Source organism: Liquorilactobacillus sicerae (assembly GCF_029916425.1).
GTDB lineage: Bacteria > Bacillota > Bacilli > Lactobacillales > Lactobacillaceae > Liquorilactobacillus > Liquorilactobacillus sicerae.
Genome location: NZ_JAHAVQ010000010.1, coordinates 23,503 through 50,109, shown reverse-complemented (window position 1 = coordinate 50,109; position 26,607 = coordinate 23,503). Strand labels below are relative to the sequence as shown.

The window sequence follows — 26,607 nt, the reverse complement described above, 5'->3', positions numbered from 1 at the left end:
GGTATTTTAATGGGAAAAGACATTCTACCAACCGATTTAGCACAGCTGAAAAAGAAGTTTGCAGCTCAAAAGCAAGCTCGGATTTTTGCGCGGACAAGCCAAAAAAATGGGATTGCCGCTGCTAGTGAGAATTACGCTGTTCGTCAAGACTTGAACCCGGTTTTTTCAGTTGAAGTCAAGACTGGTAAAGTTACCAATCAGAAAAAAAGTGGTCGTTGCTGGTTATTTTCAACACTCAACACTTTGCGACATCAATTTGCTGAAAAATACCAAGTTAAGGATTTTCAATTGTCCCAAAATTACAATTCATTTTATGATCGTTTGGAAAAAGCTAACAAGTTTTACGAAAGTGTGCTTGAAACAGCTGCATTGCCCTTAGGCAGTCGACGGGTAATGGACTTGTTTGACGGACCAAATAGTGATGGTGGTCAATGGTCTAATGCGGCTGCTTTGATCAGCAAATACGGAGTGGTACCGCAAGATATTATGCCGGAAACTTACAATAGCAGCAATACCGCTGAAATTAATGATGTTTTGAATTTAAAGCTACGTAAAGATGGCCTAGCTTTAAGGGATGCCAAAAAGAGTGGTCAGACTGCTGAAAAACTCCGGCAGTTAAAAATGGAATATTTGAGTGTTGTTTATCGAATGCTGGTGTTTGCCTTTGGCGAGCCACCCGCTGAATTTGATTTTGAATACCGGAATGATCAAAAAGAATATCATCATGATCAAAAGCTGACCCCCCAGCAGTTCTTTCAAAAATATTTCACTTGGGACTTTGATGATTATGTTTGTTTGACGAATGCACCTGATCATCAGCTGGGCCAAGTTTATGGTCTGCCGAGTGAGGATTATATTTTCAACGGCCAAAAAATTGCTTTTGTTAATACTGAAATTACGGCTTTGAAACAAGCAGCAATTGCTCAATTAGAAGCTGGTTTGACGGTTTGGTTTGGTAATGATGTTTTAAAAGCTTCTGATCGTCAGCAGGGGATCTTGGCACCAGAGTTTTACCAGCGTGGTGCGTTATTTGGAGCTGATTTAGAGCTCTCCAAAGCGGACCGGCTGAGAAGTCGCGAGGCCGCTGTTTCACATGCAATGACTCTAGTCGGCGTTGATCTGGTTGCTGGTCGATCAACTAAATGGAAGGTAGAAAACAACTGGGGAGAAAAAAACGGTCAGCAAGGATACTTTGTAATGAGCGATCGCTGGTTTGATGATTTTGTTTATGAAGTGATCGTGAAAAAAGAATTTCTGCAGCCTAAAGAGTTAGCAATCTGGCAACAGACACCGCTTGATTTGGCACCATGGGATTCTTTGGCTTAAGCGTTCGGTGGAGCAGTTGATGATTTCAGCTGCTTTTTTTGTAGGTTCAAGCAAGTGAAAAGAATTGATTGATGATAAAATAAAAACAGTAAAGGAGAATGCAAGATGAGCGTAAATTTTTATTTTGGGAAAGCTTCCTGTGATCATCATCGCTTTTTGATTGATCGTTTAGCTCAAAAAAGCCGCGCCGATCCGCAAGGACGTTTCTTTTATCTAGTACCGAACCATATTAAATTTGCCGCTGAAGTTAAAGTTTTGAAACAATTGCGGCAAGCGTTCGGTGACCAAGGGCTTTATGCGCAAAAAAATGTCCAGACCTTTTCCTTCACTCGCTTAGCCTGGTACTTTTTAAAAGACACGCCGATTTTTAAGATTCCACGCTTGTCCAAAGCTGGGAATCAAATGCTGGTAGCTGCGATCCTACAAGACAAACAGGCTGAGCTGACGATTTTTAAGGCTAACCAAGTGCAAATCGGTTTTGTCAGTCAATTAGCCGCTCAGTTAAATGAACTACAGCAAAATTTGGTAACGCCAGCGGAATTAGCCCAATTAGCTGAATCGCCGCTATCAGCTAATTTGCAGGCTAAGCTGCATGATCTAACGCTGGTTTATCAGGAGTATCAGCAAGAAAGTCGACAGCAGTTCATCGGGAATGAAGGAATTTTGAATTTATTGGCTGAAAATCTGCAACAGCGTGATTTAAGTCATGATTATTTTTATATCGCCGGTTTTTCACATTTTAACCAGCAGGAAAGACAATTGGTCGAAGTCTTGATTAAAAAAGCCGCTGAAGTCAATCTAACTTTAGTCGGTGATCGAGAAAGCTTTTTGACTAAGCAAGATCCAAATTCACTATTTTATCGTTCTAGTTGTCTTTATCAAGCTTTAACTCGCTCCCAAGCCTCGGCTAAGCTGTTACCGATTACCGACACTCTAAAAACTAAGTCAGCCTTACTATTGGATCTGGAGGATTATTGGGTTCGTAATTCACGTTTGGAGTTTGTTCCAACAGCAGCTGCCCAGTCTACTGATTCACTGCAACTTTTTAAAACTGCTGATCGGCAAACTGAAGTGCGTCAAGTCGCAATTAAGCTGCGGCAACTCTTGCAGCAAGAACGGGGACATTACCGTGATTTTGTCGTTATGACCAGACATTTGGATTTATATCGAAATATCATTGAACCAATTTTCCAACAAGCTGGAATCCCATTTTTTATTGATCTTCAGCATGAGATGAGTTCGCATCCGCTAGTTGAATTGATCAGTGCTTTATTTGATGTCCAAGAAAATCATTATCAATATGATGATGTGATGCGTTTATTAAAGACCGAACTGTTATTGCCGCAAACAGCGACTGGGCAACCGATCGATCTGGGAGAGTTTCGGGACTGCTTGGATCTGACTGAAAATTTGATTTTAAAAACCGGTTTAAATGGAGCAGCTTGGTTGCGTTCAGCTGATTGGCAGGTTTTTCGTTTTGAAACGACCGATGCGGACCAAGTTTTGACCAGCCAACAAGAAAAACAGACTCAGCAAGTCAATTTGATCCGCCATTTTGTGCGAGCAATTCTGCCGCCATTTTTTAAAAAATTAACGCAAGCTCAAACTGGACGCCAGGCAGCTAAGATTTTGGTCAACTTTCTAGTTGAAACTGGAGTTGCCCGACAACTGCTGACTTGGCGTGATCAGGCGATTGCTGCGGGAAATTTGGCTGCGGCCAGCCGTCCAGAAGAAGTTTGGAACACCTTTGTCCAAATGCTTGATGAATATGTGCTAATTTTTGGCGATCGGCCGTTTGAATTGGAATTATTTAAAGAACTTCTCTTAAATGGCTTTGCTGGTGCTCAGTATAGTCAAGTACCATCCACGCTTGATCAGGTTATGATCACTGAAACTGGGATGGCACAGCTGCAAAATGCTGAGACAGTTTTTTTGATTGGAGCAACGAGTGCAGTTATGCCGGATCAAACAACCCAGCCTGCTTTATTGTCAGACAATGATCGGCTACAGCTGGCTGATTATTTGCCGGCTGAACAAGCTGATTTAGCACAAACCAGCAATGTCCAATTAGCTGGTGAAAGCTACCTGGCTTACCTGGCATTTATGCTGCCTAAAAAGCGTTTGATCTTATCTTATCCGCAACAGGAAAGTGATGGTCAGGAATTAAAAGCATCGCCGTATCTGAAACAATTGGCGACTCACTTTGCTTTGGATTGCCCCTTGATTGCTACTGAGCCACCAGCTGAGATTTCGGTAGCAGATTTTAGTCGCTTTTTTGTGGGCAACCCCCGGATTACGATTAGTCAGTTGCTAAGCTTGGCACGTAAAAATCAAAAGCAGCTGCCGGCCAACTTTCAGCCGATAGCCAAGTGGTTGAGGCAAGATTCTCAAGTCGGCAAGTTGGCCGAGCAAGTCTTTGCCAGCTTGAGTTATCGCAATGTCCCGGAAAAGCTCCAGCCAAAAATCGTGGATGGTTTATATGGAAAAACGATCAATACGTCGATTTCTAAGCTGGAGGAATTTTATACTAATCAGTATGCTTATTTCTTAAAATATGGTTTACGATTGCAAGAAAGGGACGTCTTTGAACTTTCGCCAGCCAACACGGGTGAGTTCTTCCATGCAGCCTTAGACAGCTTGCATCGTAATTTAGCAGCCGAGCACTTGAGTATTGCCGAAATCTCTTCTCAGCAGTTACAACAGCAGATTTACTCCATTACCAAGGAGTTGTTGCAGCTGCCACAGTTTCAAATCTTGAACAGTTCCAATCGAATGCAGTATCTAAGCCGGCAGCTAGCCAAAACGATCCGGCAGGTCAGTTGGACAATTCACCAGCAACTGCAACGTTCACAACTACGGCCTTTTAAAACCGAGGTCTTATTCGGTCAAGTTGGCAGTCAAGAAGGCTTGCGGCCTTTAGAGTTCCAGCTTCCGCAGCAGCATGCAGTCAAGGTGCGCGGCAAGATTGATCGAATTGATCTGCTACAAAAGGAACAGCAGACATATTTGGGGATCGTGGATTATAAGTCGAGTCAGCATAAGTTTAATTTTCGGGATGCGTATTATGGTGTTTCTTTGCAGATGTTGACGTATTTGGATGCTTTGATCAATAATTTTGATTTGTTGTTGCCAAAAACTCAACCAAAACCGGCTGGGGCAGTTTATTTACATTTACAAGATCCTAAACTGGATTTAAAAGATGTCTTGCAAACGCCTTTTGAGCAGGCCTGGTTGAAGAAAAATAAATATGAGGGGCTTTTATTGGCCGAAACCAAACTGCTCGAGCTGTTAGATCAAGAGTTGACCCAAGATAAGTCTGGGGCTTCGCTGGTTTATCCTTTTCGCCGGAAAAAAGACGGCAGTTACGCAGCAACCGGCAAGAATGATCCGCAGCTGATTACTAAATCGCAGCTGAAATTATTGCTGTGGCATAATGAATTGTTGATCCAACAAGCAGCGGCTAAGATTTTTAGCGGTGATTTAGTGATCGATCCAGTTTTATGGCCGGATAAGCGGTCAGCTATGCAATATTCACCTTTCAAAGCTATCATGCAATTTGATGCAATGCTGGCGGAAAATAATTATCATCAGCTCAACAAAATGTCAGCCGCCGAGGTCTTAGAAAGAATTCAAGCTGAAAGGAGCAAATAATCTTTGCCTGAAAAAATCAATTATACTCCCCAGCAGCAAGCAGCAATCAAAACGGGTGGGAAAAACATTCTAGTTGCCGCGTCAGCTGGCTCGGGGAAAACCAAAGTCTTAGTTGAGCGGGTTTTAAATTTACTTCAACAGCAAGTCGGAATCGATCAGTTATTAGTGGTGACTTTCACGAAAGCGGCTGCTGCGGAAATGAAAGAACGGATTGAACAAGCCTTGCAGGTGGAATTGGCTCAGTTGACAGCTAAAGATGCCCAACGCAAACAATGGTTATTACAGCAGCGTTTAAAGTTAAAAACAGCCGCTATCAGTACGATTGATGCTTTTTGTTTGCATTTAGTCCAACAATATTATTACGTGATCCATTTAGACCCGGTTTTTCGACAGTTAACGGATGAAACTGAACGGCAGATGCTGGCAGAAGACGTTTGGGCACAGGTACGCGAAAAAAAATATGGTCAGCAACGGTCAGCTTTTGAACAGTTGACGCAGAACTTTTCGAATGATCGCAGCGATGATGGCTTGAGCGCAGTTGTGATGAAAGTTTTTGAATATGCCAATGCCCAGCCCCAGCCAGTTACTTGGGTCAAAAAATTGCCAGCAGCTTATGCTTGGCCGCAAAATGGCGATTTTAAACAAAGCAGTTTTTATCAAAAGCAATTAGCACCACTACTACAAACTAAGCTAACGATGATTGAAACGCAGCTTGGTTTACTAAAACAGCGGGCAACTGAAAATGGTTTAGAAAAATTTGGGGCCGCAGTTACGACTGATCAGCAGCAAGTAATGGAGTTGAAAATGCAGCTGACAACGGCCAACTGGGATAATCTGCAGGCGGCTGTTTGGGCCTTCAAGCCGACCCGCTTGGCAACGCAAAAATTAACTGATGAACAAAAGCCGGTAAAGATGCAATTGACTAAACAGCGGCAAGCTTTAAAAAAAGAGTTTGAGGAATTAAAGACTGGCTTTTTCAGCCAAAATGAAACCCAATTACAGCAAGTTGCACATCATGCTCAGCAACTGGTGGCTGAACTAAGTCAAACGGTCTTAGATTTTATGACAGCGTTTCGACAAGCTAAGCAGCGGCGTCAGCTCCTTGATTTTAGTGACATTGAGCATCTAGCTTATCAGATTCTAACGACTTCAACGCCGATCGGTCAGCAAGTCAGAGCTGATTTGCAGCAGCATTATCAAGCAATTATGATCGATGAATATCAAGATACTAATCAGCTGCAAGAAGCAATTCTGCAAGCCATTGCGCAAAGCCAGCCCGGCAATCTTTTTATGGTCGGTGATGCTAAGCAGTCAATTTATGGGTTCCGCCAGGCTGACCCAACCATGTTCTTGCACAAGTTTCACAGTTATCAGCAAACACCAGCCTTGGGTCAGTTGATTACTTTACCGGACAATTTCCGTTCCAGTGAAACGATCGACGAATTCAATAATTTGATTTTTTCACAGTTAATGGATGAAAAAATTGGTGGGATCGATTACTATCAAACTGCGCAACTGAAATACGGAGCCAAGTATTATGATGATCTGCCAGCAGATCCAGTTGAGATATTGTTGTATACTGATCAAACGCGAGCAATGTCAGCTCAACCAGCACCAACTATGGAACCTTACCAGTCAGATTTTTCGGCTAAGAGTTTAACTCAAGGTGAGATCCAACTCATTGGCAAACGAATCTTGGAATTAAAGCAGCAACCTTTGCAAATCAAGACAGTTGTCGCAGGGAAAACTACTGTTCGCCCAATTGAGTATCAAGACATTGCGCTGTTGGTGCCAACTAGAAATAATAATTTAATGATTCTCGATGAATTTCAACGATTAGGAATTCCCGTTATAATCAAAGATGCTCAAAATTACTTTCAGACCATTGAAATCCAAATTATGGTTTCTTTCTTGCAGATCATTGATAATCCATACCAAGACATTCCGCTCGTCAGCGTTTTACGTTCACCGATCGTTGGCTTGAAGGAAAATGAGTTAGCTTATTTGCGAATCAATGATCGGACCGATGATTATTACACTTCGGTTTTGCACTTTTGGAAAAGCTTTGATCCAGAGCAGGCCAATGGTTTTAGTCAGCGCTTGTATCAAAAAGTTGACTGGTTTATCAAGTTATTACAAGACTTGCGGACCTTTGCTCGGCGTAACGAATTGGCAGCTTTGATCTGGCGGATCTATGATAAAACTGGCTTTTTGGATTACGTTGGTGGTATGCCAGGAGGAATCCAGCGCCAAGCCAATTTACATGCGCTGTATCAGCGGGCCAGTGCCTATGAGAAAATGAGTTATCAGGGATTATTTCAATTTATTCGCTTTATTTTACGAATGCAAAAGCAACAGCATGATTTAGCTGCTGCTCCAGCCCAAGCAACCCTAGATGCGGTTCAAGTGATGACGATCCATGGCAGCAAAGGTTTGGAATTCCCGGTCGTTTTCTTGATCAATGCAACTCATCAAATCAATCAGCAAGATTTGCGCCGTAGCTATCAGCTCAATCAAACTGGTGGAATTGGTATCACTTGGTTGGATCCCAAGACGCGAGTTAAGGTTCCAACACTGCCAAAATTATTGTTTGATGATCAAGCTCAAATTAAACTAGCCGCCGAGCAGATGCGGCTGCTGTACGTTGCCTTAACGCGAGCCAAACAAAAGTTGATCATCACTGGTGCTTATGCTGATCCTCAACAGGCAATCAGTAATTGGACCGCAGCTCAAGCCAGTTCTAAGCTGCTTTTGCCAGATAGCATGAGGCAAAAACCTAGTTCCTTAATGGATTGGATCGGGGCCAGTTTGATTCGCCATCCAGATTTTAAGACCTTGACGACTGATCAGCCATTAACCGTGCAGCTGCCACAATTAACGGAATTTAAAACTAGCTTTTTGTTGAAATGGATCGACTCAGATCAAGCAGCAATTGAGCCTGATCAGCGACCCGACCGATCAGCATCGCCTATTTCCCCAGCGGATCAGCAACAATTAAGCACAATTAAGCGACAATTGAATTACGTTTATCCTGATTGGCAACTGACCCGAACAACAGCTTATCAGTCGGTTTCGGAAATTAAACGATTATTTAATGATCCTGATGAAAAGGAATTAGATTTTATGGAGGTCGATCGGCCGACACCACCTGCGCAAGCTCGTCGGCTGGTTTCAAATGATTTGCGATTGCCACAATTTATGGCGACTGCCAAGCAGCCAGCGGCAACACAAATTGGGACAGCAGTTCATTTAGTTTTGCAAAAAATTTCTTTAAGTCAGTTGCCAACTAAAGAGTCGCTTGAAACCTTGATTCAGCAGTTGACCAATCAAGGGCTGATCGAGCCGCCGATTGCTGCTCAGATTGATCGTCAGCAAATTTTGAATTTTTTTGCCAGTTCTTTAGGACGGCAGCTGTTAGCTCATCCGCAACAAGTTGAACGGGAAGTTCCATTTTCGTTATTGCTGCCAGTTGCTAAAAATTCTGCTGATATCTTGGTTCACGGGATCATTGATGGCTTCTTGCCAACAGCCGCCCAGGTATTGCTGTTTGATTATAAAACAGATTTTGTTTTGCCACATGATCAAACCAAGCAACAGCAAATCTGTGAGCGTTATCGAGGACAACTGAATTTGTACAGCCAAGCGCTAGAAAAAATTTTGCACCGATCAGTCGATCATAAGTATCTGTATTTACTGGCCGCCGATCAATTAGTCGAACTTTAGTTAGCTATTTGCAGGTCAGCTTTGTCGTGATGGTGTTATGCTTAAAAGAAAGGAGTGACGCCATGTTTCCTGAGAGATTAAAAGCATTACGGAGGGGTCGCAGCTTGACTTTGAATGAACTGGCCAAGCAATTAAATGCAATGGATTTTTCAGTCAGCAGCAAGCCAAATTCTGGGCCACAAATTGGCAGCTGGGAGCGAGGGATCAATACGCCATCTTATCTGGAGGTCTTAAAATTGGCGTGCTTTTTTAGCGTGTCAGTTGATTTTTTAGTTGGTCGGGCTTATCAAGAACTTGATTTGGCTGATATTTTTGCGATGAATACGCAGTTAACATTAGAAGGTAATTTATTATCAGCTAAGGAGCGTCAAGAAGTCTATGGCTTGATCAAAAGTTACTTGCGCGGACGGCATCCGATCAAAACCAAAAAACAGGCAGCTGCCGACCAGAGTGACTTGACTTTGCCACTTAATTAGCTTAGATATAGAGAAGGAGACCTTTGTTGGAAATTATTACAAAACTTTATGGGCCATTTTTTGATTTGGGGAATTGGTCAACAGTGATCGAATCAGGTGAAGATTGGTTGATTATCTTATCGCTGGTTTTGATCGAGTGTTTGCTGTCAGTTGATAATGCTATCGTCTTGGCAGCTCAGACCCAAGTGTTGCCAACTAAAGTTCAACAGGAAAAGTCATTGTTTTATGGCCTATGGGGAGCTTATCTTTTCCGTTTTTTGATTATCGGAATTGGAACGTATTTGATCAATTTCTGGGAAATAAAAATTTTAGGTGCGGGCTACTTAATGTATTTATCACTCAATCATTTTTATCGGCGTTTTCATCCGCATCAACCACAATCAAAAGAACAGAAAACCAGCAAAAAGCGCGGTTTATCACTTTTTTGGTCAGTTGTGATTTCAATTGAGATGATGGATATTGTTTTTTCAATCGATTCTGTTTTAGCATCGTTGGCAATTTCGAGCAACCCTGTGATCGTGTTGATTGGCGGGATAATTGGGATTTTATGCATGCGTGGAGTTGCTGAGGTGATCATCAAACTAATGAAGGTCATTCCAGAACTCGAAGTCATGGCATACGGTTTGATTGCCGTGATTGCGGTTAAGTTGTTTTTATCAATTCCAATGATCGATATTGAAATCCCAGCCGGAATTTTTGCGGCCATTGTTTTTGGAGCAATTATTGTTACGGTGATCATCAGTCGTTTACGACAATAAGCGGGATTGGAGAGTTTTATAATGTATAAATTAATTGCGTGTGATTTAGATGAGACGTTGCTGACAGATAATAAACAAATCACGTTTGATAATCAGCAGGCTATCAAAGCAGCAGTTGCTCAGGGGGTTCATTTTGTGCCAAACACTGGGCGCAGTTTCCTGACGGTGCAGCATAATTTGGAACAATTAGGTTTGTTCCAGCAAAAAAATGAATTTGTAATTTCCTATAATGGTGGGGCAATCGTTGAAAATTATCTAAATCAGATTTTGCAGACGCAACCAATGCCTTTTGAAGTGGTTAAGCAACTTTTTGAGCTTGGGATCAGCTATGGGTGCTGCGTGCATGTTTATACGTTAGATCGTTTATACATTTGGAACATCAACGCAGCTGAAATTTCATACATTACTGGCAGGGTTAATACTTGGAGCGAGTGCCATCGGCCAACAATGGATTTTTTGAAATCGGCTAAATTGATGAAAATAATTTTTTTGCTTCCTGCTGAAGAGCAACGAAAACGAATGCGTCAACAAGTTCAAGCCAGTTTTGCTTATCCAATGAATATTACATTTTCATCGGATCGTTATATTGAGTTTAATTCAATTACGGCTGATAAAGGTCAAGCAGTGCTCAAATTGGGAAGAAAGCTGGGAATTAAACCGGAAGAAATCATGGCGATCGGTGATAATGGCAACGATCTGCCAATGATCGAACAAGCCGGTCTGGGTGTTTGTGTTGCTAACGGCAAGAAGTTTGTTAAACAAGTCGCAGGATATATTACTCAAGCTGATAATAATCACGGGGCCGTTGCGGAAGCAATTAAAAAATTTGTCCTGTGAAAATTTAATTTGCGTTGTTTTAAAAATCATGAAATCAAGGCTTGAATCAAAAAGTCAAGCACTGATTTCATGATTTTTATTATTTGGCAGGCTAAAAACGATTGATTGGCGGTCAACTTTATCTTTTCAACTTATTTTGGTATAATTTTCATCGGCGTCTTAAGCGTCCTGGTGGTTCGAAACCATCCCACCATTAAAAAAAACTAGGGGGAATCAAATTGGATAATTCACATCAAAAATTGGTTGGTTTGATCAAAGCAGCTTTAGTAGCTGCCATTTACGTTGTTTTAACTGTCGCTTTAATTATGTTCAGCTACGGTCCGGTGCAATTTCGTTTATCAGAAATGCTGAATAACTTAGCTGTCTTTAATAAACGCTATATTTGGGCTTTGACTTTGGGCTGTGTGATCGCTAATCTCTGGTCGAGTTTAGGGGCGGTCGATGTCATTTTCGGCTCACTAGGAACATTAGTAATGACAGCAATTAGTTACTTTCTAAGTAAATTTGTAGATAAGAAATGGCAAAAATTAGCAATTGCTGTTATAATTTGTACAATTTCAGTCTGGAGTGTGGCTTTAGAACTACATCTAGTTAGTCAAGCACCATTTTGGGTAACTTATTTAAGCGTTGCCCTTGGTGAATTAGGGTCAATGATCCTCGGTGCAATTTTAATTGGAATCATCAGTACTAAAATCGATTTAACCAAGTAAGTAGGTGAAAAAATGACATTTGAACAGGCATTGCCGCTTTTAAGACAAGGCAAGAAGTTGGTTCGTCAAAATTGGCAAGGTTCTGAAGAGTATATATTGTTAGTAACTCAGCCAAAATTTGCCAGTCAGGCAGTTAATCCGTACTTTTTGATCAAAACGGCAGAAAAACCGGCTTGGTCAATGTTTCAGCCGACAACTTGTGATCTATTGGCAACTGATTGGATCGAAGTTGATGAACAATGAGTCAATTTTCGGAATTTAAAGGTCAAAGGATCGTCATCACGGGCGTCGCCTCTGGAATTGGGGCGGCTCAAACCCAGGCATTCTTGAAGCGGCAAGCGATAGTTTGGGGCTTAGATCAAAAATCAAGTGCCTTGGTTAAGGCGTTTCAAAAAAACTATCCGCAACAATTCCATTTCCTAAACTGTGATGTCAGTCAAGCGACCACTATCAAAGCAGCGGCTAAAGAAATTCTTGCTGATGGAGCAGTCAGAATTTTACTGAATACAGCAGGAATCTTGGATGCTTATCGGCCAACGTTGGAGACAACAGAACAATTGTGGGATCAGATCTTGGACACGGATCTGAAAAGCGTTTTTCGCTTGACCAATCAATTTTTACCGGCAATGCTCGATCAAAAACAGGGAGTGATCATCAACATGGCTTCGATCGCCGGCTTAGTTGCTGGCGGTGGGGGAGCAGCTTATACAGCTGCTAAACATGCAATCATTGGTTATACTAAGCAATTAGACTATGATTACGCGGCCGCTGGAATTCGAGCTAACTGTTTAGCTCCCGGAGCAATTCAAACACCAATGAATCAAGCTGATTTTGCTGGTGAGCAAGTCATGGCTAAAGCCGTTGCGCGACAAACACCGGCCCAACGCTGGGCTCAGCCGAGTGAAGTTGCTGCGGCAACGCTCTTTTTAGCCAGCCAAGCAGCTGATTATATTCATGGGGTTGTTTTGCCTATTGATGGTGGTTGGCTTGAAAAATAAGTGACCAGAATGTTGAAAGATAATTTTAATTAGCAAAAGACCAGTTTGTCAATCTGAGACTGGTTTTTTATTTGTTGATTTTAAAATCTGCAGAAGGGTGATTAATTAACGATCTTTGTAACTGGCGATCTCAATCAAGTTTTGATCACAATCATGAATATAAATTGCAGTCATTTTGCCTTCGGAGCCAACTTGTTCCACTGGGCCAGCGATGATTGGAATGTAGTAGCTTTTAAGGTGATTACAAATGTCCTCAAGCTTGTCACCGCTAACAATGCAAATTGCGGCACTGCTACTGGTTGGCTGAGCTGCAGTTAATTTTTGCAACTGGTTAGTGGTTTGAAACTCTAATAATTGATGACCACAACGAACGCAATTTGGCTCGCTTTGGCCGTTAAAATTAATGATTGGCATATCAAAAACTTCATGGTAGAAACGAATGGCTTTAGCAATGTTAGTAACTGTTAAAACCAGATGATCAATACGTTTGATTTTCATTAGTTAGAACTCCTTAATTTAGTGGTGGATTTTTCAAAAAGTTACGGACAAATAGGCTACCAAGAAGTAGGACAATCAGTTCTGTGAGTGGCAGACTTAGCCAGACCCCTTGCAAGCCAGCCAGCTTTCCCGCTAGCAGGATCATTGGTAATAAAATCAAATAGCCACGATTTAGCGATAAGAAAAAGGAATATTTTGGCTGATTGATCGCAATCAAGAAAATCATCAAGCAGAGATTGATTCCTGTGAAGAAGGTGCTGATAAAATAAAGCGGGATTCCAGCTGCAGCATAACTGATCAAACGAGTCTGGTGACTTTGATCAAATAAAGCAATGATTGGATATTTAAATATTAAAAGAATTAAATAGCCTAAACAAGCAATCAAAAGGCAAATTATAATTCCTTCTTTCAGGATCGCTTTGATCTGTAGCCAATGTCTTTGACCAAATTCGCGCGCCATCAGTGGCTGAATCCCCATGGCCACTCCATTAAAGAAAGCTAAAAGTACTAAAGCAGTATTGGCAATCACTCCATAAGCTGCAATTGCATAATTGCCAGCTAATTTTCCTAGTACCAGATTAAAAACTAAAATGCTGATTCCCGTACTCATTTCGGTCAAAAAAGAAGGGAAGCCCAATTTAGCTGTTCGCCAGAGATTATTTAAGCGTGGCCAAGTCAAAATGAGTTGCAGCTGGCGGCTCGAAAATTTTCGGTGGCGCGTCAAAATCAATAAACTGATCATTGGCGAAAATAAAGTGGCCCAAGCAGCACCATTCATTCCCCATCCAAAAACAAACACAAACAAATAATCCAAAATGATCACTAGACTGGCTTCTGATAAAGTTGCCAGCATTGTTAACCGGGGATTGCCATCATTTCGGACAAAATTAACTGAAAGATAATTAATGATATAAAAAGTGGCACTTAATGAAATGATACGCAAGTAACTGCTCGCCAGTGGCAGGGTTTGCTGGTTAGCACCTAACAGCAATAATAACGGCCGGGTGGCTAGGTTGCAAATCAAAGTAAAACCAATTCCCAAAATCACGCCGAAGATCAGTAACTGACCATAAAGACTGGCAACTTTTTGGGGTTGGCGTAGTTTATTCATGGAATAGATCGTTGAACCGCCAATTCCTAACAGCAAACCAATTGAGCTAATAAAATTAAACACCGGTAAAACGATATTTAAGGCTGCCAAGCCCATTGAGCCGGCAACAGTCGCAATAAATAAAGTATCAATAATCACATAAAGTGAAATTCCCAGTGAAGCAGCAATATTTCGTAAAATATATCCAGTGCTCTCACGCAATAATGATGGCTGTTGCAAAAAAAATAACCTCCCAATTTGTTGTCAGTCTCTATCCGAGGATCGCCTGTCAACTGCCAACGTTATTTTTTTACAAAACCCGGCGATTTTGTCTTCACATTTTGAAAATTATTATAACAAAAATCCGCTGATTGAGCTAATCAGACCCAACCAGCTAATCAAAAAGCACCGAGTATTTGAACTCGATGCCTCATGATCAATCAGTAAAATTTCCACTTTCCACATCACGTAAGAATTGCTTTAAATGATCAAAATAAACTGGTGCATTGTCGATCATATGATGATGACCGCCGTTAGGAGTTGTTACCAAGCGGGCGTGTGGCAACGCTTGAGCCATTCGTCGAGCGGTTGCTAGCGGCATTGTTTCATGTTCACCAAAGGTTAATAACGTTGGAACTTGGATGTTATGGATCTCGTTGCGCCGATCCCAGCCTTTTAATTTGCCAGTAATGACGAACTCATTGTCGCCTTGGAAGTAATTGTAGACTTTGGTTGCCATTGTATTAGTCAAATGTGAAATGGCCGGCGGTTGTTTACGATCAACGTAACCACGATTCAGCTCGTCAATCAGGTTTTGATAACGCTGATTATCATAATTGTTCTTTGTTTCGCATTCCTTCATGAAAGCTAGATCGGCCGTCGAAAATTCTTTTTCGCGGATTGCGTTGATATTGGTCACATATTCAGCAATATTATCTGTCATACTGGAAATAATGATCCCTTTAAGGTGTTCTTGATAACGCAAGGCATATTCTTGAGTTAAAATTCCCCCCCAAGATTGGCCGATCAGATAAAATTGATCAAGTCCGAGTTTTTGACGAACCTCTTCGACCTCATTGATGAAATAATCCATATTTAAAAACTTATCAACGTTTTCCTGCTTGGAAAAATCTGGTTGATCAGAATACCATGATCCCAATTGATCATACATGGTTACTTGAACTCCGAGATCTTTCAGCTGGTCAGCAAAGTTCTCGTAGTATTCATGATTGCCACCTGGGCCGCCATGCAGGCAAAGTAAATTGATTTTGCCCTGGCCTTCAGTATGAGTCCAGAGATGGTAGCCATTATTTAAAGTTAAAATTGTAGTTCCCTGTTTCATTTTTTCCACCTGATTCCTAGTAAGTTTAAATCAATCATAGCATAGATTTTAATTTGCAAACAAAGATCAAAGTTTACTTACCGGCAGTTCTAATTGACAATCTGCCAGTTGTAATGAATATGTCAGCTCTTGATTACCGCAAACTGTCATGCCAAAGTCGGTCGCATAAACAATCAAACCTAATTGGCGTCCAGCTGGCAAATGATAAAACATTGGTTGCAGATCGACTTGAAGTGAGTAGAAAGTATTGGCTTTTAATTCATCAACTTGCCAAGGATGCTGGCGATTTTGTAAATTTAGATGACCCTTGGTGAGCATTTTCCAAGGGCTGGGATTTTTTTCTAACCGAAAATCAACTGGGCTGGCGGTTTGCCAATGGTATCCCAGTTGTAATCGATCCATTGACAGAACACTGGTCTCTGAGCGGAGTCGCTTAGCTTGACCATAATCGACCAGCATCAAGCTTAGTAAGCCGTGATCACTATTGACCGCGACTTTCAGTTTGACGTGTGGTACCCCGCGTAATAAAACATCTTGCGGTAACGGCTGACTGGTAAAGATCAACTTATGATTCTGCAACGGCGAAGCTGACTTAGGTTCAAGCAGATCGTGTTTCCAGACAGTTGACTGCTGTTGATAAAAAGCAAACTTTTCAGCTGGTAATTGATCCTTGAAGCTGACGACTTGTTGAGCAGCCCGGTCAGTAGTTAATTGGGCTGGCTGCAAATAGAGCTTAGTGGTTTTAGCTGCGGACCAGTTCGCATAAGCTTGCCATTTTTCGACTTGCGTGTTATCCTGAACCAAAACTTGGGGGATAATCTGTGGTGCCTGATTAGCGACCCCATATAATTCGTATGACAGCCAAAGATTCATCAAATCGGTAAAATCCAGTGACCGCAAATGATTGATATAGATATGTTTGCCTTGATGCAAAATTAATTTTTGACTGATCGGTAATTTCTGCAGTTCTTCCCAAGCTTGATAGGCATTACGCAACTTGACATTCCAATCATTTAAACCATGAACTAACACGACATCGGCTTTGATTTTTGAAAAGTCCTTCAAGTAATTGCGCTGATCCCAAAATGCGTTGTAATTGCCACTAGAGCGATCTTGACCAGTGGAGATGGCACTCAGCTTTTGGGCAGCTGTTTGTTTAACACGCAAAAAATCACCATAAACTTGTTGGCGACTTTGACATTCTAAAGCTAAAACATCAGCATCTTCACCAGGAAACCCACCAGGAGCGACAACCAAGCCGCCATCACGGTAATAATCATACCAGCTGGAAATAGCGGCTTCAGCAATTACCGTTTTCAATCCTTTAACCCCGGTCGTAGCGACTGCAGTAGCCAAAGTCCCCAAATATGATTTCCCGGTCATCGCAACTTGACCATTTGACCACCAGGCTTTGATTGCTTGCTGAGAAGAGCGACTGACAAAAGCAACACGATCGCCATGCAGCCATTCGACGACGGCTTTGGCCGCTTGCGTTTCAGCGGCTGTACCGCAAGTTCGCAAACCGTCAGAATCTTTAGTTCCGATGCCAGCCGAATAAACAACGGCAAAACCACGAGCTAAAAAATAGTCATTTAAGCTGTAGCCAAACTCATCACTAAAGGTTTCTTGCGCAGTTGGCGTTACCTCACTGACGGTTCGCTTTGTGGGAGCGGCTGCTGGGAACTTTGGAGGTGTTAAGTCTTCACTGCCAGGCTTTTTATGGGTCAGCGGAACGTTCATTTTATGCATCAATTTATCAGCAGCTTCATCATTGGTCCCTTGATTGTATGGACTGGCTGTGAAGAGGACTGGTACCTGCAAACCAGTTTGCGTTTCGCTGGGCCGGATCAGATCAACTTTGACTAAATCAGCCTGACCATCTTCATCAGTATCTAAATCAGTTTCGACATACACCGTTTCGTAAAGCAATTTTGAAGTTGCAAAAATTGGCTGCGCTTTGCCGTTGAAGAAAAGCGGTTGGGTGACATTTTGCCACTTAGCAAAATAACCACTGCCAGCTAGTTTGTCTAACCAAGTTTGGCCTAGTTTAGTTGAAGTAGTCAATAGATCATACCAAGCAGCAATTACATCTTGGACCGTTTTTAGCGTTTCGCTATAGGGCAGATTGGTTTGACGCATCATTTTTAACGGCTGATCAAGTTCAAAATCGGTTACTGGCAAAAACCCAAGCAACTGTAAAGCAACATTATAAAAACTAGTGGCAGTGACGCGTTGACCTTTTTTTAAATAAGTCAATAAGTTCTCATCCGCAGTAGCAGCTAAAGAGGCGAGCTTGGCTTGCTTAGCTGCTAAAGATTTTGCTTGTGGGAAAGCTTTGCCAATGAATTGTTGCCAAAGTTCAGTGGGATCATGCAAGGTCAGCAGCTGATCATCTAAAAAGTTAATTTTTTTCAGCTCAGCAATTTTAGCGAGTAATGATAATTTTAAACGAGCAAATTGATTATTGTACATAATAAGCCTCCAAGGAATCCATTTATTAGCATCATTATAGCAAAAAAACTGTCACCTAGTTTTAAACTAAGCGACAGCTAATATTTGGCATTAATCTTTTTTGGCTAATTGACTGTGGCGAATACCATAGCTAAAGTAAATAATCATGCCAATAATAAACCAGATGATCGAAGCGACCCAAGTTTCAATTGATAATTTAGTCATCATTAAGATACATAACAAAGCGGAAATAATTGGTAAGATCGGATAAAGTGGGACTTTGAAACCATCTTCGTTAGGAATATCCTGACGTTTACGTAGTGGAATGATGCCGATTGAAACAAAAGTGAAGGCAATTAAAGTTCCAATATTAACCAAATTAGTTAGTTGGTCCAAAGAAACAAAGCCGCCCATCAAGCTAATCACAATCGTAACGATCAACATCGCATTGCTAGGGATATGGTGTTTAGGGCTGACTTCACCAAGAAATTTTGGCAATAAGCCATCACGACCAATGGAATAAATCAACCGAGAACTGCTGAAAATCATGGTGACCATCATGGTAAACATTCCGGCTAAAGCACCCAAGGAAATAATTCCAGCGGCCCAATTTTGATTGACGTATTGCAAAGCAAAAGAAACGGGGTTAGCAACATTTAATTTCTTGTAAGAGACCATCCCAGTTAAGACGATCGAAACCAAAATGTAAAGAATTGTACAAATGACCAAAGTTCCCAAGATTCCAATTGGCATATTCCTCTTAGGATTTTTAACTTCAGCAGCAGAGGCTGAAACGGCATCAAAACCTAAATAAGCAAAGAAAACCAGGCTGGCACCAGTGAAGACACCGTTGATTCCAAATGGCAAGAAAGGATGCCAGTTAGCTGGTTTAATATAAAACATTCCAACCAGCAAGAAAATGATAATAATTGCGATTTTGATCAAAACAATTAAATTATTGATATGAACTGAAGTCTTGACTCCTTGGGATAAAATAAATGAAATCAATAAGACAATTAAAATGGCAACTAAATTAACATATGACCCATGAGCCGGATCAAAATAACCACTGATAGCTTGGGGAAGCTTGATCCCAAAACCAGCGAGAAATGAGTTAAAATAAGCTGCCCAGCCAGTAGAAACAGCTGCGACCGCCAGCATGTATTCAAGAATCAAAGCCCAACCTAAAAACCAGCCGATAATTTCTCCAAAAACTACATTGCCAAATGAGTAAGCACTTCCCGCAATTGGCAAAGCCGAAGAAAATTCTGCATAGCACATAGCAGCCGTTGAACAAACAATCGCCGCAATTACAAAGGAAAGAATAATTCCTGGGCCACTATGTAAAGCTGCTACTGTTCCCGGAAGAATGAAGATCCCGGTACCAATTACTGCACCGATCCCTAGTGCGATTAAATCACCAGCACCCATTGATTTTGCTAAACGCCCATCTTTATCCAGATAGCGAGTCAAACTTTCTTTTCTGAAAATCCGCTCCTTAAGACTCAACTAGAATCCCCTCTTTAATTAAGAATAAAATGTTATACTCAATGATATTACCCATAATTAAAGTAAAATGTCAAATGTATTTTTAAAGTTAAGTTTAGCTAAGAAAACAATTAAAAAGCCACCCCCTAATTGTAAAATCAAGGTGATGGCTTGAACAAAAAACCGCTGATCAAAGCAACTTTGAATTTATTCATGAGTATCTTTTGTTAATTGCTTTAATTGATCTAAGGCGCTCTCAATTGTTGAAGCTTCAACTTTTAACTGCGGGTCAGCATTTGCTTGAGCAATAAAAACTTGTTTTTTGGTATCTAAGGCTAAAGAATACCATCTGTGATTCTTTTTCCAAAAATTCATCGGACTCCCTCCTAAAAATATTAATAATGGTAGTACAATCTATTTAAGGATCGACTACCACAACTTCAACTTAGGACGGAGTGGAGATTTTTTCAAATTTTTTGCATAGGAGTCAGGTTAATGAAAAAAATATTGATTCTTTGTGGACCACCAGGAGTCGGGAAAACAACAATTGCTAACTATTTAGTGCAAGCCTATGGTTTTAAACGGGTCATTACCCACACGACTAGAGTTCCTCGTCCTAACGAACAGACTGGGCGGGATTATTATTTTGAAACCGAGAAATCATTTTTCACTCATCAGCTCTTGGAATACGTTAAGTACGATCATCATTGGTATGGTTCCTCGCTGGAAGCCTTGAATGCTGTTTGGGCGACTGCTGATCAGGCAGTGATCATCCTTGATACCAAGGGAGCGGAAACTTATTTACAGAAGCTCGGTCGTCAAGCAATCTGCTGGTATATAATTAGTTCATCATGGCAGTTAAATCAGCGATTGCTGCAACGTGGAGTTGATGGCCGTTCACATTTGCTAAGTCGCGAGGGGCAACGTGACTCAAAATTGCCAGCGGGATTGCAAGGTAAATGCTGGCTATTAGAAAATAACAAGTGGGAAAAAACGCTCAAATTGATTACACAGCTGTTAGCCCAAGCAAACGTGCATTCAGACAACTAAATTGGCCTGTGGTATACTTAAGCTAATAGTAATTGTTATCTTTTAAAGAGGAGCATGAAAGCATTGGTCGATGTAGCAATAAAAATTCTGCAAAAAAATGGTTATCGAATTACTAAACAGCGTCAAAGCTTATTAAAATATTTAAGCGGATTTCGCAACCAATATGTTGATATTACAACGGTTGATGAATATTTACACCAACTGTATCCTGGAATGAGTCACAATACAATTTATCGTAACCTTAAAGAATTTGATGAAATGGGAATCGTGGAACAACGGACTAAAAACGGCAGCACGATGGTTAAATATCAATGTGATTTTGTTCATCAGCATCATCATCATTTTATTTGTCGTCGATGTGGTCAAGTTCAAGAACTCAAAATGTGTCCAATGGATTTTTTCGCGGAACAGTTGCCAGGCTGTCAAATTGATGGTCACCATTTTGAATTGTACGGTTTATGTGCCAAATGTGTAAACTTAGCAAAAAATTCAAAAAAATAACCTTGCATTCTCAAAAGAAATGTCTTAATTTATTCAGTAATGGAATTTATTAGAAATGGAGCGATTTAGATGGCTAGTTCAACGCCACCATTTATTACGCCTTTTGCTATTATGTCGATTGTTTTGGCTTTAGGTGCAACAAACGTTGTAGTTAATACGGCTACTCATACTTCTGAAGGACGATCTGCTCGAGTTTCTTCAGTTACTAGCAGTAGTGCGCCTGAATCATCAAGTTCAGCTAGTTCAGTCAAAGATGACGGAAGCAAATCAAGTTCAAGCGATACATCAGAAACTTCTTCTATTAGAGATCAATCAAGTCAGGAGACTAGTCAAACATCAGCTAAAAGCTCAGCTCAAGAATCGTCAAGTCAGCAAAATGAAACCGAAAATCAAAATGAACAAAGCAGTTCAACTCCAAAAGAAGAGTCCAGCAGCAGTCAGCCTTCGTCAACATCTAGCAGTCAACCGACGGATCAGCAACAGGCAAGTACTTCCAGTTCTTCAAATGCTAAAACACCTAGTCAAGACCAGTAATAGGAGGGAAGCAGTGTGTTTAGTTTTATTGGGATGATCAGCAGTTATCTCGGCTATATCAATATGAATGTCCGGTTGAAAAATCAGGTTTATACGGCATTGGGATCAATTGGCGATTTTTATTTACTATATGTAGCCTCACGTTTCTTTGCCAATGGATTTTGGTTTCGTGGGCTGTTATTTATTCTGGCCTTCTTGGGGTTGGCATATTTAGCATATCTGAATGTTATTTACTACCTTACCAAAAAAAATTCACGTTTAGACTTTACCCCATGGATAGAAGCAAAATTACATTTACAGCCGCGATCAGAGCCTAAGACGGTTAGTCGTCTACGGCCAGGTTATGTACAAACCAATGGCCTATTTACTAATGAACAGGTCTTACCAGCTGAATTAGTGTTCTCAGTTGCGGAGAAGAACAGCTTAAATCAAATTGTTAAGCAGTTAGCTGCGCAGAATTACTTACAATTAGATTATGGCGGTTTAAGTGATAGTGATATTTTACGAGCTAAAAAGCCGGGCGAGACAGTTGCAATTTTACCAGAACCAATTGCACTGCCGTATTTTGAACTGCAACAGCGAGGTAAAAAGTTATTTTTAGTTGGTGGTGTCAATCAAATTGAAAAAAAAGAACTTGGTCAAATTAAAACAGTTGGTTTGATGCCGGCTGAACAAGCAGCTGAAAAATATCAATTGTTTGTTGCTGCAGCAGCTATTTATGGCGGTCCAATCAAGTTTACTGGACGTTCAAGTGTTATGAAAGAAGAAAAAATGTTTAAACTTAAGGTTGAGTTAGCGTATCGGCCTAAATAAAAACCAAGACCTGATAATCAAAACAAACTTGTTTTGATTATCAGGTCTTTTTGATTAGTGTTTTTGGAAACGAGCATATTTTTGAGCTTGAACAGGTGAGACTTCAGCATGCAGTAAAGTTCCTTCTTCAGTGTAGCTGGTATTTAAAACATGAGCTTGCTGATTGAGTTCTTCAACATATCTTCCCGCAGTGTAAGGTATCAAATAATCAAGTTTTTGATAGCCCTTGAACAATTGCTGTTTTAAAAGATCAGCCAGCATCTTCAAAGATTTTGAATCAATTGCGGAGTAAGTAATTTGCTGCCCTTCAATGACGGGATAAGCAATTTCTAATTTGTCAGCTTGGTTATAAGCGTAAATCATTGGAATCGTATCGGCTCCAATTTCATGAAGTGTTTCATTCGTAGCAGCAATCATTTTTTCATGTTCTGGATGGCTGCAATCAACAACTTGGACTAAGAGATCAGCTTCTAAGACGGTTTCCAATGTAGTTTTAAAAGCTTCCAGCAGATCAGCTGGTAATTGGCTGATGAAGCCGACGGTATCGCTGAGCAGTAATGATTTTTGATCGGGGAAAGTCAGTCTTCTAATCGAGGTGTCTAAGGTTGCAAAAAGTTGATCTTTGACCAAAACTTGGTGGGCAGTTTTTTCACCAAAAAGTTTCAATAAGCCATTAAAGGTAGTCGACTTACCGGCATTAGTGTAACCAACCAAAGCAACCAATGGCAAACCAGATCGCTTGCGAGCTCGACTTTGAGTAGTTTGCTCAGTGGCAAGTTCCTGTAATTGATGAGTCAATTGCGTGATCCTTTTTTGCAGAATCCGCTTGGTCAACTCATGCTGTGTTTCACCGGCTCCACGGTTAGCTCCTTGACCTCCGCTACTTTGTTGATCAAGTTTATTAAAACCGGAGACCCGCAAGCGCGGCAATTGATATTTTAAGCGAGCGATTTCGACTTGCAACTGAGCACGTTTGGTTTGCGCTCGCCGAGAGAAAATTTCTAGAATCAATTCAGTTCGATCAATAACGGGGACTTTGACTAGGGATTCAATGTTTCTTAACTGGGTTGGTGATAGCTGAGCATTGACTAATAATGCCTCAGCTTGATTGGCTTGAATAGCAGTTGCTAATTCAACAACTTTACCACTACCTAAATAAGTTCCAGCATTAGGATGATCTGCTGCTTGGGTCAATTGCTGGCAAACATCCATTTCAGCAGCTTGCGCTAAATTGGTGAATTCTTGCATCGAGTATTCAAAATTTTCGTTTGTTAAATTTAAACCGGTAATGATAATTTTTGTCATAATTTCCTCCTGATTATTTTAATTGTAGCATCTTTTATTAAAAATTGAGGTTTTAAAGCCAGCCTAATTAAGAAAGCTGACTTTTATGAGGAAATAACTTATTTTTTTAAAGAAAAAGGGCGGATTTTAGTAATAAAACTATGTTCTAACTTAAAAAAATTAAATTCAATTCAAGATTTATGAAAATTCAAATAATTTAAAATCGCTTTGTTTATAGCGATTAAAGGGATTTGGATTTAAAAGAAATTTGAATGAATGATTTTTTATTAAGAACAATATAAGTTTTTTACTTGAATTTAATCTTTATATCGAGTAAAATCAGAGACATTACAAAATAATGTTTCTCTGCTGAAACAAAAAAGGGGTAGTTGTAAATGAAATTGAACAAGTTGGCAAAGCTTGCAGCAGTAGTTGCTTTTTCAGCAGTTGCTTTAGCCGCCTGTGGTTCAAAGTCGAGCAGCACATCTTCTAACCAAGTTTTAAATTGGAATGAAAATGCAGAATTGCCGACAATGGATCTTTCCAAAGCGACGGATGTTGTGAGTTTCGATATGTTGAATAACTCAATGGAAGGTATTTATCGTTTAGGTAAGGACAGTAAAATTGAAGCAGGCTTAGCAACCAAAACGCAGGTTTCAAATGGTGGCATGAAGTATGTTTTCACTTTACGTAAGAACGCTAAGTGGAGCAATGGTGATAAAGTCACTGCTAAGGATTTTGTTTATTCTTGGCAGCGAACAGTTAATCCGAAAACAGCTTCTCAGTATGCTTACTTATTTAGTGGGATCAAAAATGCTGATGCAATTATGGCTGGTAAAAAGTCTGTTTCAACCTTGGGGATTAAAGCAGATGGCAATTATAAATTGACGGTTACTTTAGAAAAGAAATTACCTTACTTCAAACTATTGATGGGCTTTCCAGTCTTCTTCCCACAAAATCAAAAAGTTGTTAAGAAATATGGCAGCAAATACGGAACAGCTTCGAAGTACATGGTTTATGATGGACCATTCAAGATGACAAAATGGACCGGTTCAAACTTGAGTTGGACTTTGAAGAAGAACAACGATTACTGGGATAAGAAGGATGTTAAGTTATCAGCAATCAACTTCAAAGTCAATAAGAGTAATACAACTGCTTACAACTTGTATCAATCAGGCAAGCTCGATGAAACTAACCTCGGTGCTGAACAAGCTAAACAGCTGAAAGGATCCAAGAATTACGTTGTTCGGCGTGGAGCTTCAACTTTCTATCTTGAATTCAATCAGACTAAAAAGGAATTCCAGAATAAAAAGATCCGTCAGGCAATTTCCCTGGTCATCAACCGGAAACAATTTGTTAACAAAGTTTTAGGTGATGGTTCAACAGTTGCTAAGGGTTATGTTTCAACTGGCTTGGCTAAGCACAATGGTGTTGACTTTACCACAGCAGCTTATGTCAAATCAGGAACCGAGTCCAATATTGCTAAAGCTAAGAAATTATGGGCTGAAGGTTTGAAAGAACTTGGCGTTAGCAACTTGAGCTTCTCAATTTTGAGTGATGATACTGATGCTGGCAACAATACTACTCAGTTCTTGCAAAGTGCAATTGAAGAAAATTTGAAGGGCGCTAAAGTTTCAGTAGAAAATGTACCTTTCAAGACTCGTTTGTCACGGTCAGAGAATGGACAGTTTGATGTTGTTGTTTCTGGCTGGGGTGCTGATTTCTCTGATCCAATCAGCTTCTTAGACTTATTTACCTCAGATAACTCATATAACAATGGTAAATGGAAGAATACTGAATATGATAAGTTGATCCAAGCTTCCAAGACAACTGATGCTGGCAATGCTAACAAACGTTGGAATGATTTGGTCAAAGCTGAAAAGATTTTGATGAAAGAACAAGGAATTTCTCCAATCTATCAGCAGGCTAATGCAACTTTGGTTAAGTCAAAAGTTAAAGGTGTAATTTACAATCCAGCGGGTGTCAACTATAACTTTAAAGATGCCTATATTGCTAAATAAATTGTTTAAATAATGATACAATGATTGGGGGATCAACTGAATCTATAGTTGTCCCCCAATTCTTAGATTTAAGCAGTCAAATAAATTATTTGAAGATGCATATTAGAGAATGTGAGGGGAAAATATGCGAAAGTATCTTATCAAGCGTGTTTTCTACATGATTTTGACACTCTTCCTGGTAGCAACAATCACCTTTTTCTTAATGAAGTTGATGCCGGGGACACCATATTCAAATCAGCAGAAAATGACGCCACAACAGATTCAAATCATGAACGAACAGTATGGTTTGAATAAACCAGTTTGGCAACAGTACTTGATTTATATTTTTGGAATGTTGCATGGCGATTTGGGAACATCTTTCCAATTCAGTAATCAACCAGTATCCTATTTGATTGCTAGTCGAATTGGGCCTTCAGCTCAATTAGGTGCTCAAGCTATGATTTTTGGAGTATTCTTTGGAATCATCATTGGTTCAATTGCTGCTATCAATCGTAATACTTGGGTCGATACGACAGCGACGATCGTTTCGATTATTGGCAAATCAGTTCCTAACTTTGTTTTGGCAGTCTTATTACAATATTACATTGCCTTAAAGCTTGGCTGGTTTCCGATTGCTGATTGGGGCAGCTTCAGTTATACTGTTTTGCCGACAATTGCCCTGGGTGTTGGTCCGCTGGCTGAAACGGCCCGGTTTGTCCGCACGGGGATGGTCGATGTTTTGAACTCAGATTATATTGAATTGGCCCGGGCGAAAGGTATGAGCAAGTTTGGGATCGTTTATCATCATGCCTTGCGTAATAGTTTGATCCCATTAGTGACGCTAATTGGACCGTATACAGTTGCTTTAATGACCGGCTCAATGGTGATTGAGAATATCTTTTCAATTCCTGGGATTGGTGAACAATTTGTTAAATCAATTTTGGTTAATGACTATCCAACGATCATGGGTGTGACTATGCTCTTTTCAGCGGGATTAGTTGCAGTAATTTTAATAACAGATATTGTTTATGGGATCATTGACCCACGGATTCGATTAAGCGGAAATGGGGATTAAGC

General features: G+C 40.5%; 22 protein-coding genes and 1 riboswitch. Of the genes, 15 read left to right on the top strand and 7 right to left on the bottom strand.

Annotated features, from left to right (window positions below):
- Window positions 1–9: 9 nt before the first annotated feature.
- The 9 genes from KH893_RS07670 (at window position 10) to KH893_RS07630 (ending at window position 12,479) form a co-directional block, all read left to right on the top strand.
- A complete protein-coding gene (locus KH893_RS07670) occupies window positions 10–1,326 on the top strand; it encodes a C1 family peptidase (RefSeq protein WP_281165564.1) in 1,317 nt (438 codons plus the stop codon).
- A 105-nt stretch (window positions 1,327–1,431) separates the two neighbouring features.
- Window positions 1,432–4,977 carry a PD-(D/E)XK nuclease family protein gene (locus tag KH893_RS07665; protein WP_281165563.1) on the top strand — a complete coding sequence of 1,182 codons (3,546 nt, stop codon included), beginning with the start codon at window positions 1,432–1,434 and terminating at the stop codon, window positions 4,975–4,977.
- Window positions 4,978–4,980: 3 nt separating this feature from the next.
- Window positions 4,981–8,700 (top strand): helicase-exonuclease AddAB subunit AddA, encoded by a 3,720-nt coding sequence (gene addA, locus KH893_RS07660; protein ID WP_281165562.1) that lies wholly within the window; start codon window positions 4,981–4,983, stop codon window positions 8,698–8,700.
- Between the two features lie 104 nt (window positions 8,701–8,804).
- Window positions 8,805–9,176, top strand: a complete 372-nt coding sequence (locus KH893_RS07655; protein ID WP_345803729.1) for a helix-turn-helix domain-containing protein — start codon at window positions 8,805–8,807, stop codon at window positions 9,174–9,176.
- A gap of 26 nt (window positions 9,177–9,202) precedes the next feature.
- Entirely contained in the window at window positions 9,203–9,934 is a 732-nt protein-coding gene (locus KH893_RS07650; RefSeq protein WP_281165560.1) for a TerC family protein, read from the top strand.
- A 21-nt stretch (window positions 9,935–9,955) separates the two neighbouring features.
- Entirely contained in the window at window positions 9,956–10,771 is an 816-nt protein-coding gene (locus KH893_RS07645) for a Cof-type HAD-IIB family hydrolase (protein WP_281165559.1), read from the top strand.
- Window positions 10,772–10,936: 165 nt separating this feature from the next.
- A riboswitch (PreQ1 riboswitch) is annotated at window positions 10,937–10,984 on the top strand.
- Between the two features lie 5 nt (window positions 10,985–10,989).
- The gene (locus KH893_RS07640; RefSeq protein WP_281165558.1) at window positions 10,990–11,481 is read left to right on the top strand and encodes a QueT transporter family protein; all 492 of its coding nucleotides are present in this window, start codon (window positions 10,990–10,992) and stop codon (window positions 11,479–11,481) included.
- A gap of 12 nt (window positions 11,482–11,493) precedes the next feature.
- Window positions 11,494–11,724, top strand: a complete 231-nt coding sequence (locus KH893_RS07635; protein ID WP_281165557.1) for a DUF2829 domain-containing protein — start codon at window positions 11,494–11,496, stop codon at window positions 11,722–11,724.
- On the top strand, window positions 11,721–12,479 hold the full coding sequence (locus KH893_RS07630; protein ID WP_281165556.1) for a 3-oxoacyl-ACP reductase: 759 nt from the start codon (window positions 11,721–11,723) through the stop codon (window positions 12,477–12,479). The genes KH893_RS07635 and KH893_RS07630 overlap by 4 nt, the downstream gene beginning before the upstream one ends.
- 105 nt (window positions 12,480–12,584) lie before the next feature.
- On the opposite strand, the gene KH893_RS07625 is transcribed toward KH893_RS07630, so the two are convergent.
- The 6 genes from KH893_RS07625 to KH893_RS07600 all read right to left on the bottom strand — a co-directional run bounded on the left by KH893_RS07625 (window position 12,585) and on the right by KH893_RS07600 (window position 19,723).
- Window positions 12,585–12,977 carry a VOC family protein gene (locus KH893_RS07625; protein WP_281165555.1) on the bottom strand — a complete coding sequence of 131 codons (393 nt, stop codon included), beginning with the start codon at window positions 12,975–12,977 and terminating at the stop codon, window positions 12,585–12,587.
- A gap of 13 nt (window positions 12,978–12,990) precedes the next feature.
- Window positions 12,991–14,307 (bottom strand): MATE family efflux transporter, encoded by a 1,317-nt coding sequence (locus tag KH893_RS07620; RefSeq protein WP_281165554.1) that lies wholly within the window; start codon window positions 14,305–14,307, stop codon window positions 12,991–12,993.
- Window positions 14,308–14,503: 196 nt separating this feature from the next.
- A complete protein-coding gene (locus tag KH893_RS07615) occupies window positions 14,504–15,409 on the bottom strand; it encodes a proline-specific peptidase family protein (RefSeq protein ID WP_281165553.1) in 906 nt (301 codons plus the stop codon).
- Window positions 15,410–15,475: 66 nt separating this feature from the next.
- The gene (locus tag KH893_RS07610) at window positions 15,476–17,881 is read right to left on the bottom strand and encodes a Xaa-Pro dipeptidyl-peptidase (RefSeq protein ID WP_281165552.1); all 2,406 of its coding nucleotides are present in this window, start codon (window positions 17,879–17,881) and stop codon (window positions 15,476–15,478) included.
- A gap of 90 nt (window positions 17,882–17,971) precedes the next feature.
- On the bottom strand, window positions 17,972–19,369 hold the full coding sequence (locus tag KH893_RS07605) for an APC family permease (protein WP_281165551.1): 1,398 nt from the start codon (window positions 19,367–19,369) through the stop codon (window positions 17,972–17,974).
- Between the two features lie 186 nt (window positions 19,370–19,555).
- A complete protein-coding gene (locus KH893_RS07600) occupies window positions 19,556–19,723 on the bottom strand; it encodes a hypothetical protein (RefSeq protein ID WP_281165550.1) in 168 nt (55 codons plus the stop codon).
- Between the two features lie 120 nt (window positions 19,724–19,843).
- Here KH893_RS07600 and KH893_RS07595 point away from each other — a divergent pair, with 120 nt between their 5' ends.
- The 4 genes from KH893_RS07595 (at window position 19,844) to KH893_RS07580 (ending at window position 22,246) form a co-directional block, all read left to right on the top strand.
- Complete coding sequence (locus KH893_RS07595; RefSeq protein ID WP_281165549.1) at window positions 19,844–20,398, top strand: guanylate kinase; 555 nt, start codon at window positions 19,844–19,846, stop codon at window positions 20,396–20,398.
- Window positions 20,399–20,461: 63 nt separating this feature from the next.
- Window positions 20,462–20,899 (top strand): Fur family transcriptional regulator, encoded by a 438-nt coding sequence (locus KH893_RS07590; RefSeq protein ID WP_281165601.1) that lies wholly within the window; start codon window positions 20,462–20,464, stop codon window positions 20,897–20,899.
- Between the two features lie 69 nt (window positions 20,900–20,968).
- Window positions 20,969–21,433 carry a hypothetical protein gene (locus tag KH893_RS07585; RefSeq protein ID WP_281165548.1) on the top strand — a complete coding sequence of 155 codons (465 nt, stop codon included), beginning with the start codon at window positions 20,969–20,971 and terminating at the stop codon, window positions 21,431–21,433.
- 15 nt (window positions 21,434–21,448) lie between these two features.
- Window positions 21,449–22,246: a DUF6681 family protein gene (locus KH893_RS07580; RefSeq protein ID WP_281165547.1), complete on the top strand. Its 798-nt coding sequence runs from the start codon at window positions 21,449–21,451 to the stop codon at window positions 22,244–22,246.
- 54 nt (window positions 22,247–22,300) lie between these two features.
- Here KH893_RS07580 and hflX read toward each other — a convergent pair whose 3' ends face one another.
- The gene (gene hflX, locus KH893_RS07575; RefSeq protein WP_281165546.1) at window positions 22,301–23,551 is read right to left on the bottom strand and encodes a GTPase HflX; all 1,251 of its coding nucleotides are present in this window, start codon (window positions 23,549–23,551) and stop codon (window positions 22,301–22,303) included.
- A gap of 374 nt (window positions 23,552–23,925) precedes the next feature.
- On the opposite strand from hflX, the gene KH893_RS07570 reads away from it, so the two are divergent.
- Together KH893_RS07570 and opp3b are read left to right on the top strand one after the other, a co-directional pair.
- Entirely contained in the window at window positions 23,926–25,551 is a 1,626-nt protein-coding gene (locus KH893_RS07570; protein ID WP_281165545.1) for a peptide ABC transporter substrate-binding protein, read from the top strand.
- A gap of 124 nt (window positions 25,552–25,675) precedes the next feature.
- Window positions 25,676–26,605: an oligopeptide ABC transporter permease gene (opp3b, locus tag KH893_RS07565; protein ID WP_281165544.1), complete on the top strand. Its 930-nt coding sequence runs from the start codon at window positions 25,676–25,678 to the stop codon at window positions 26,603–26,605.
- Window positions 26,606–26,607 lie beyond the last annotated feature (2 nt).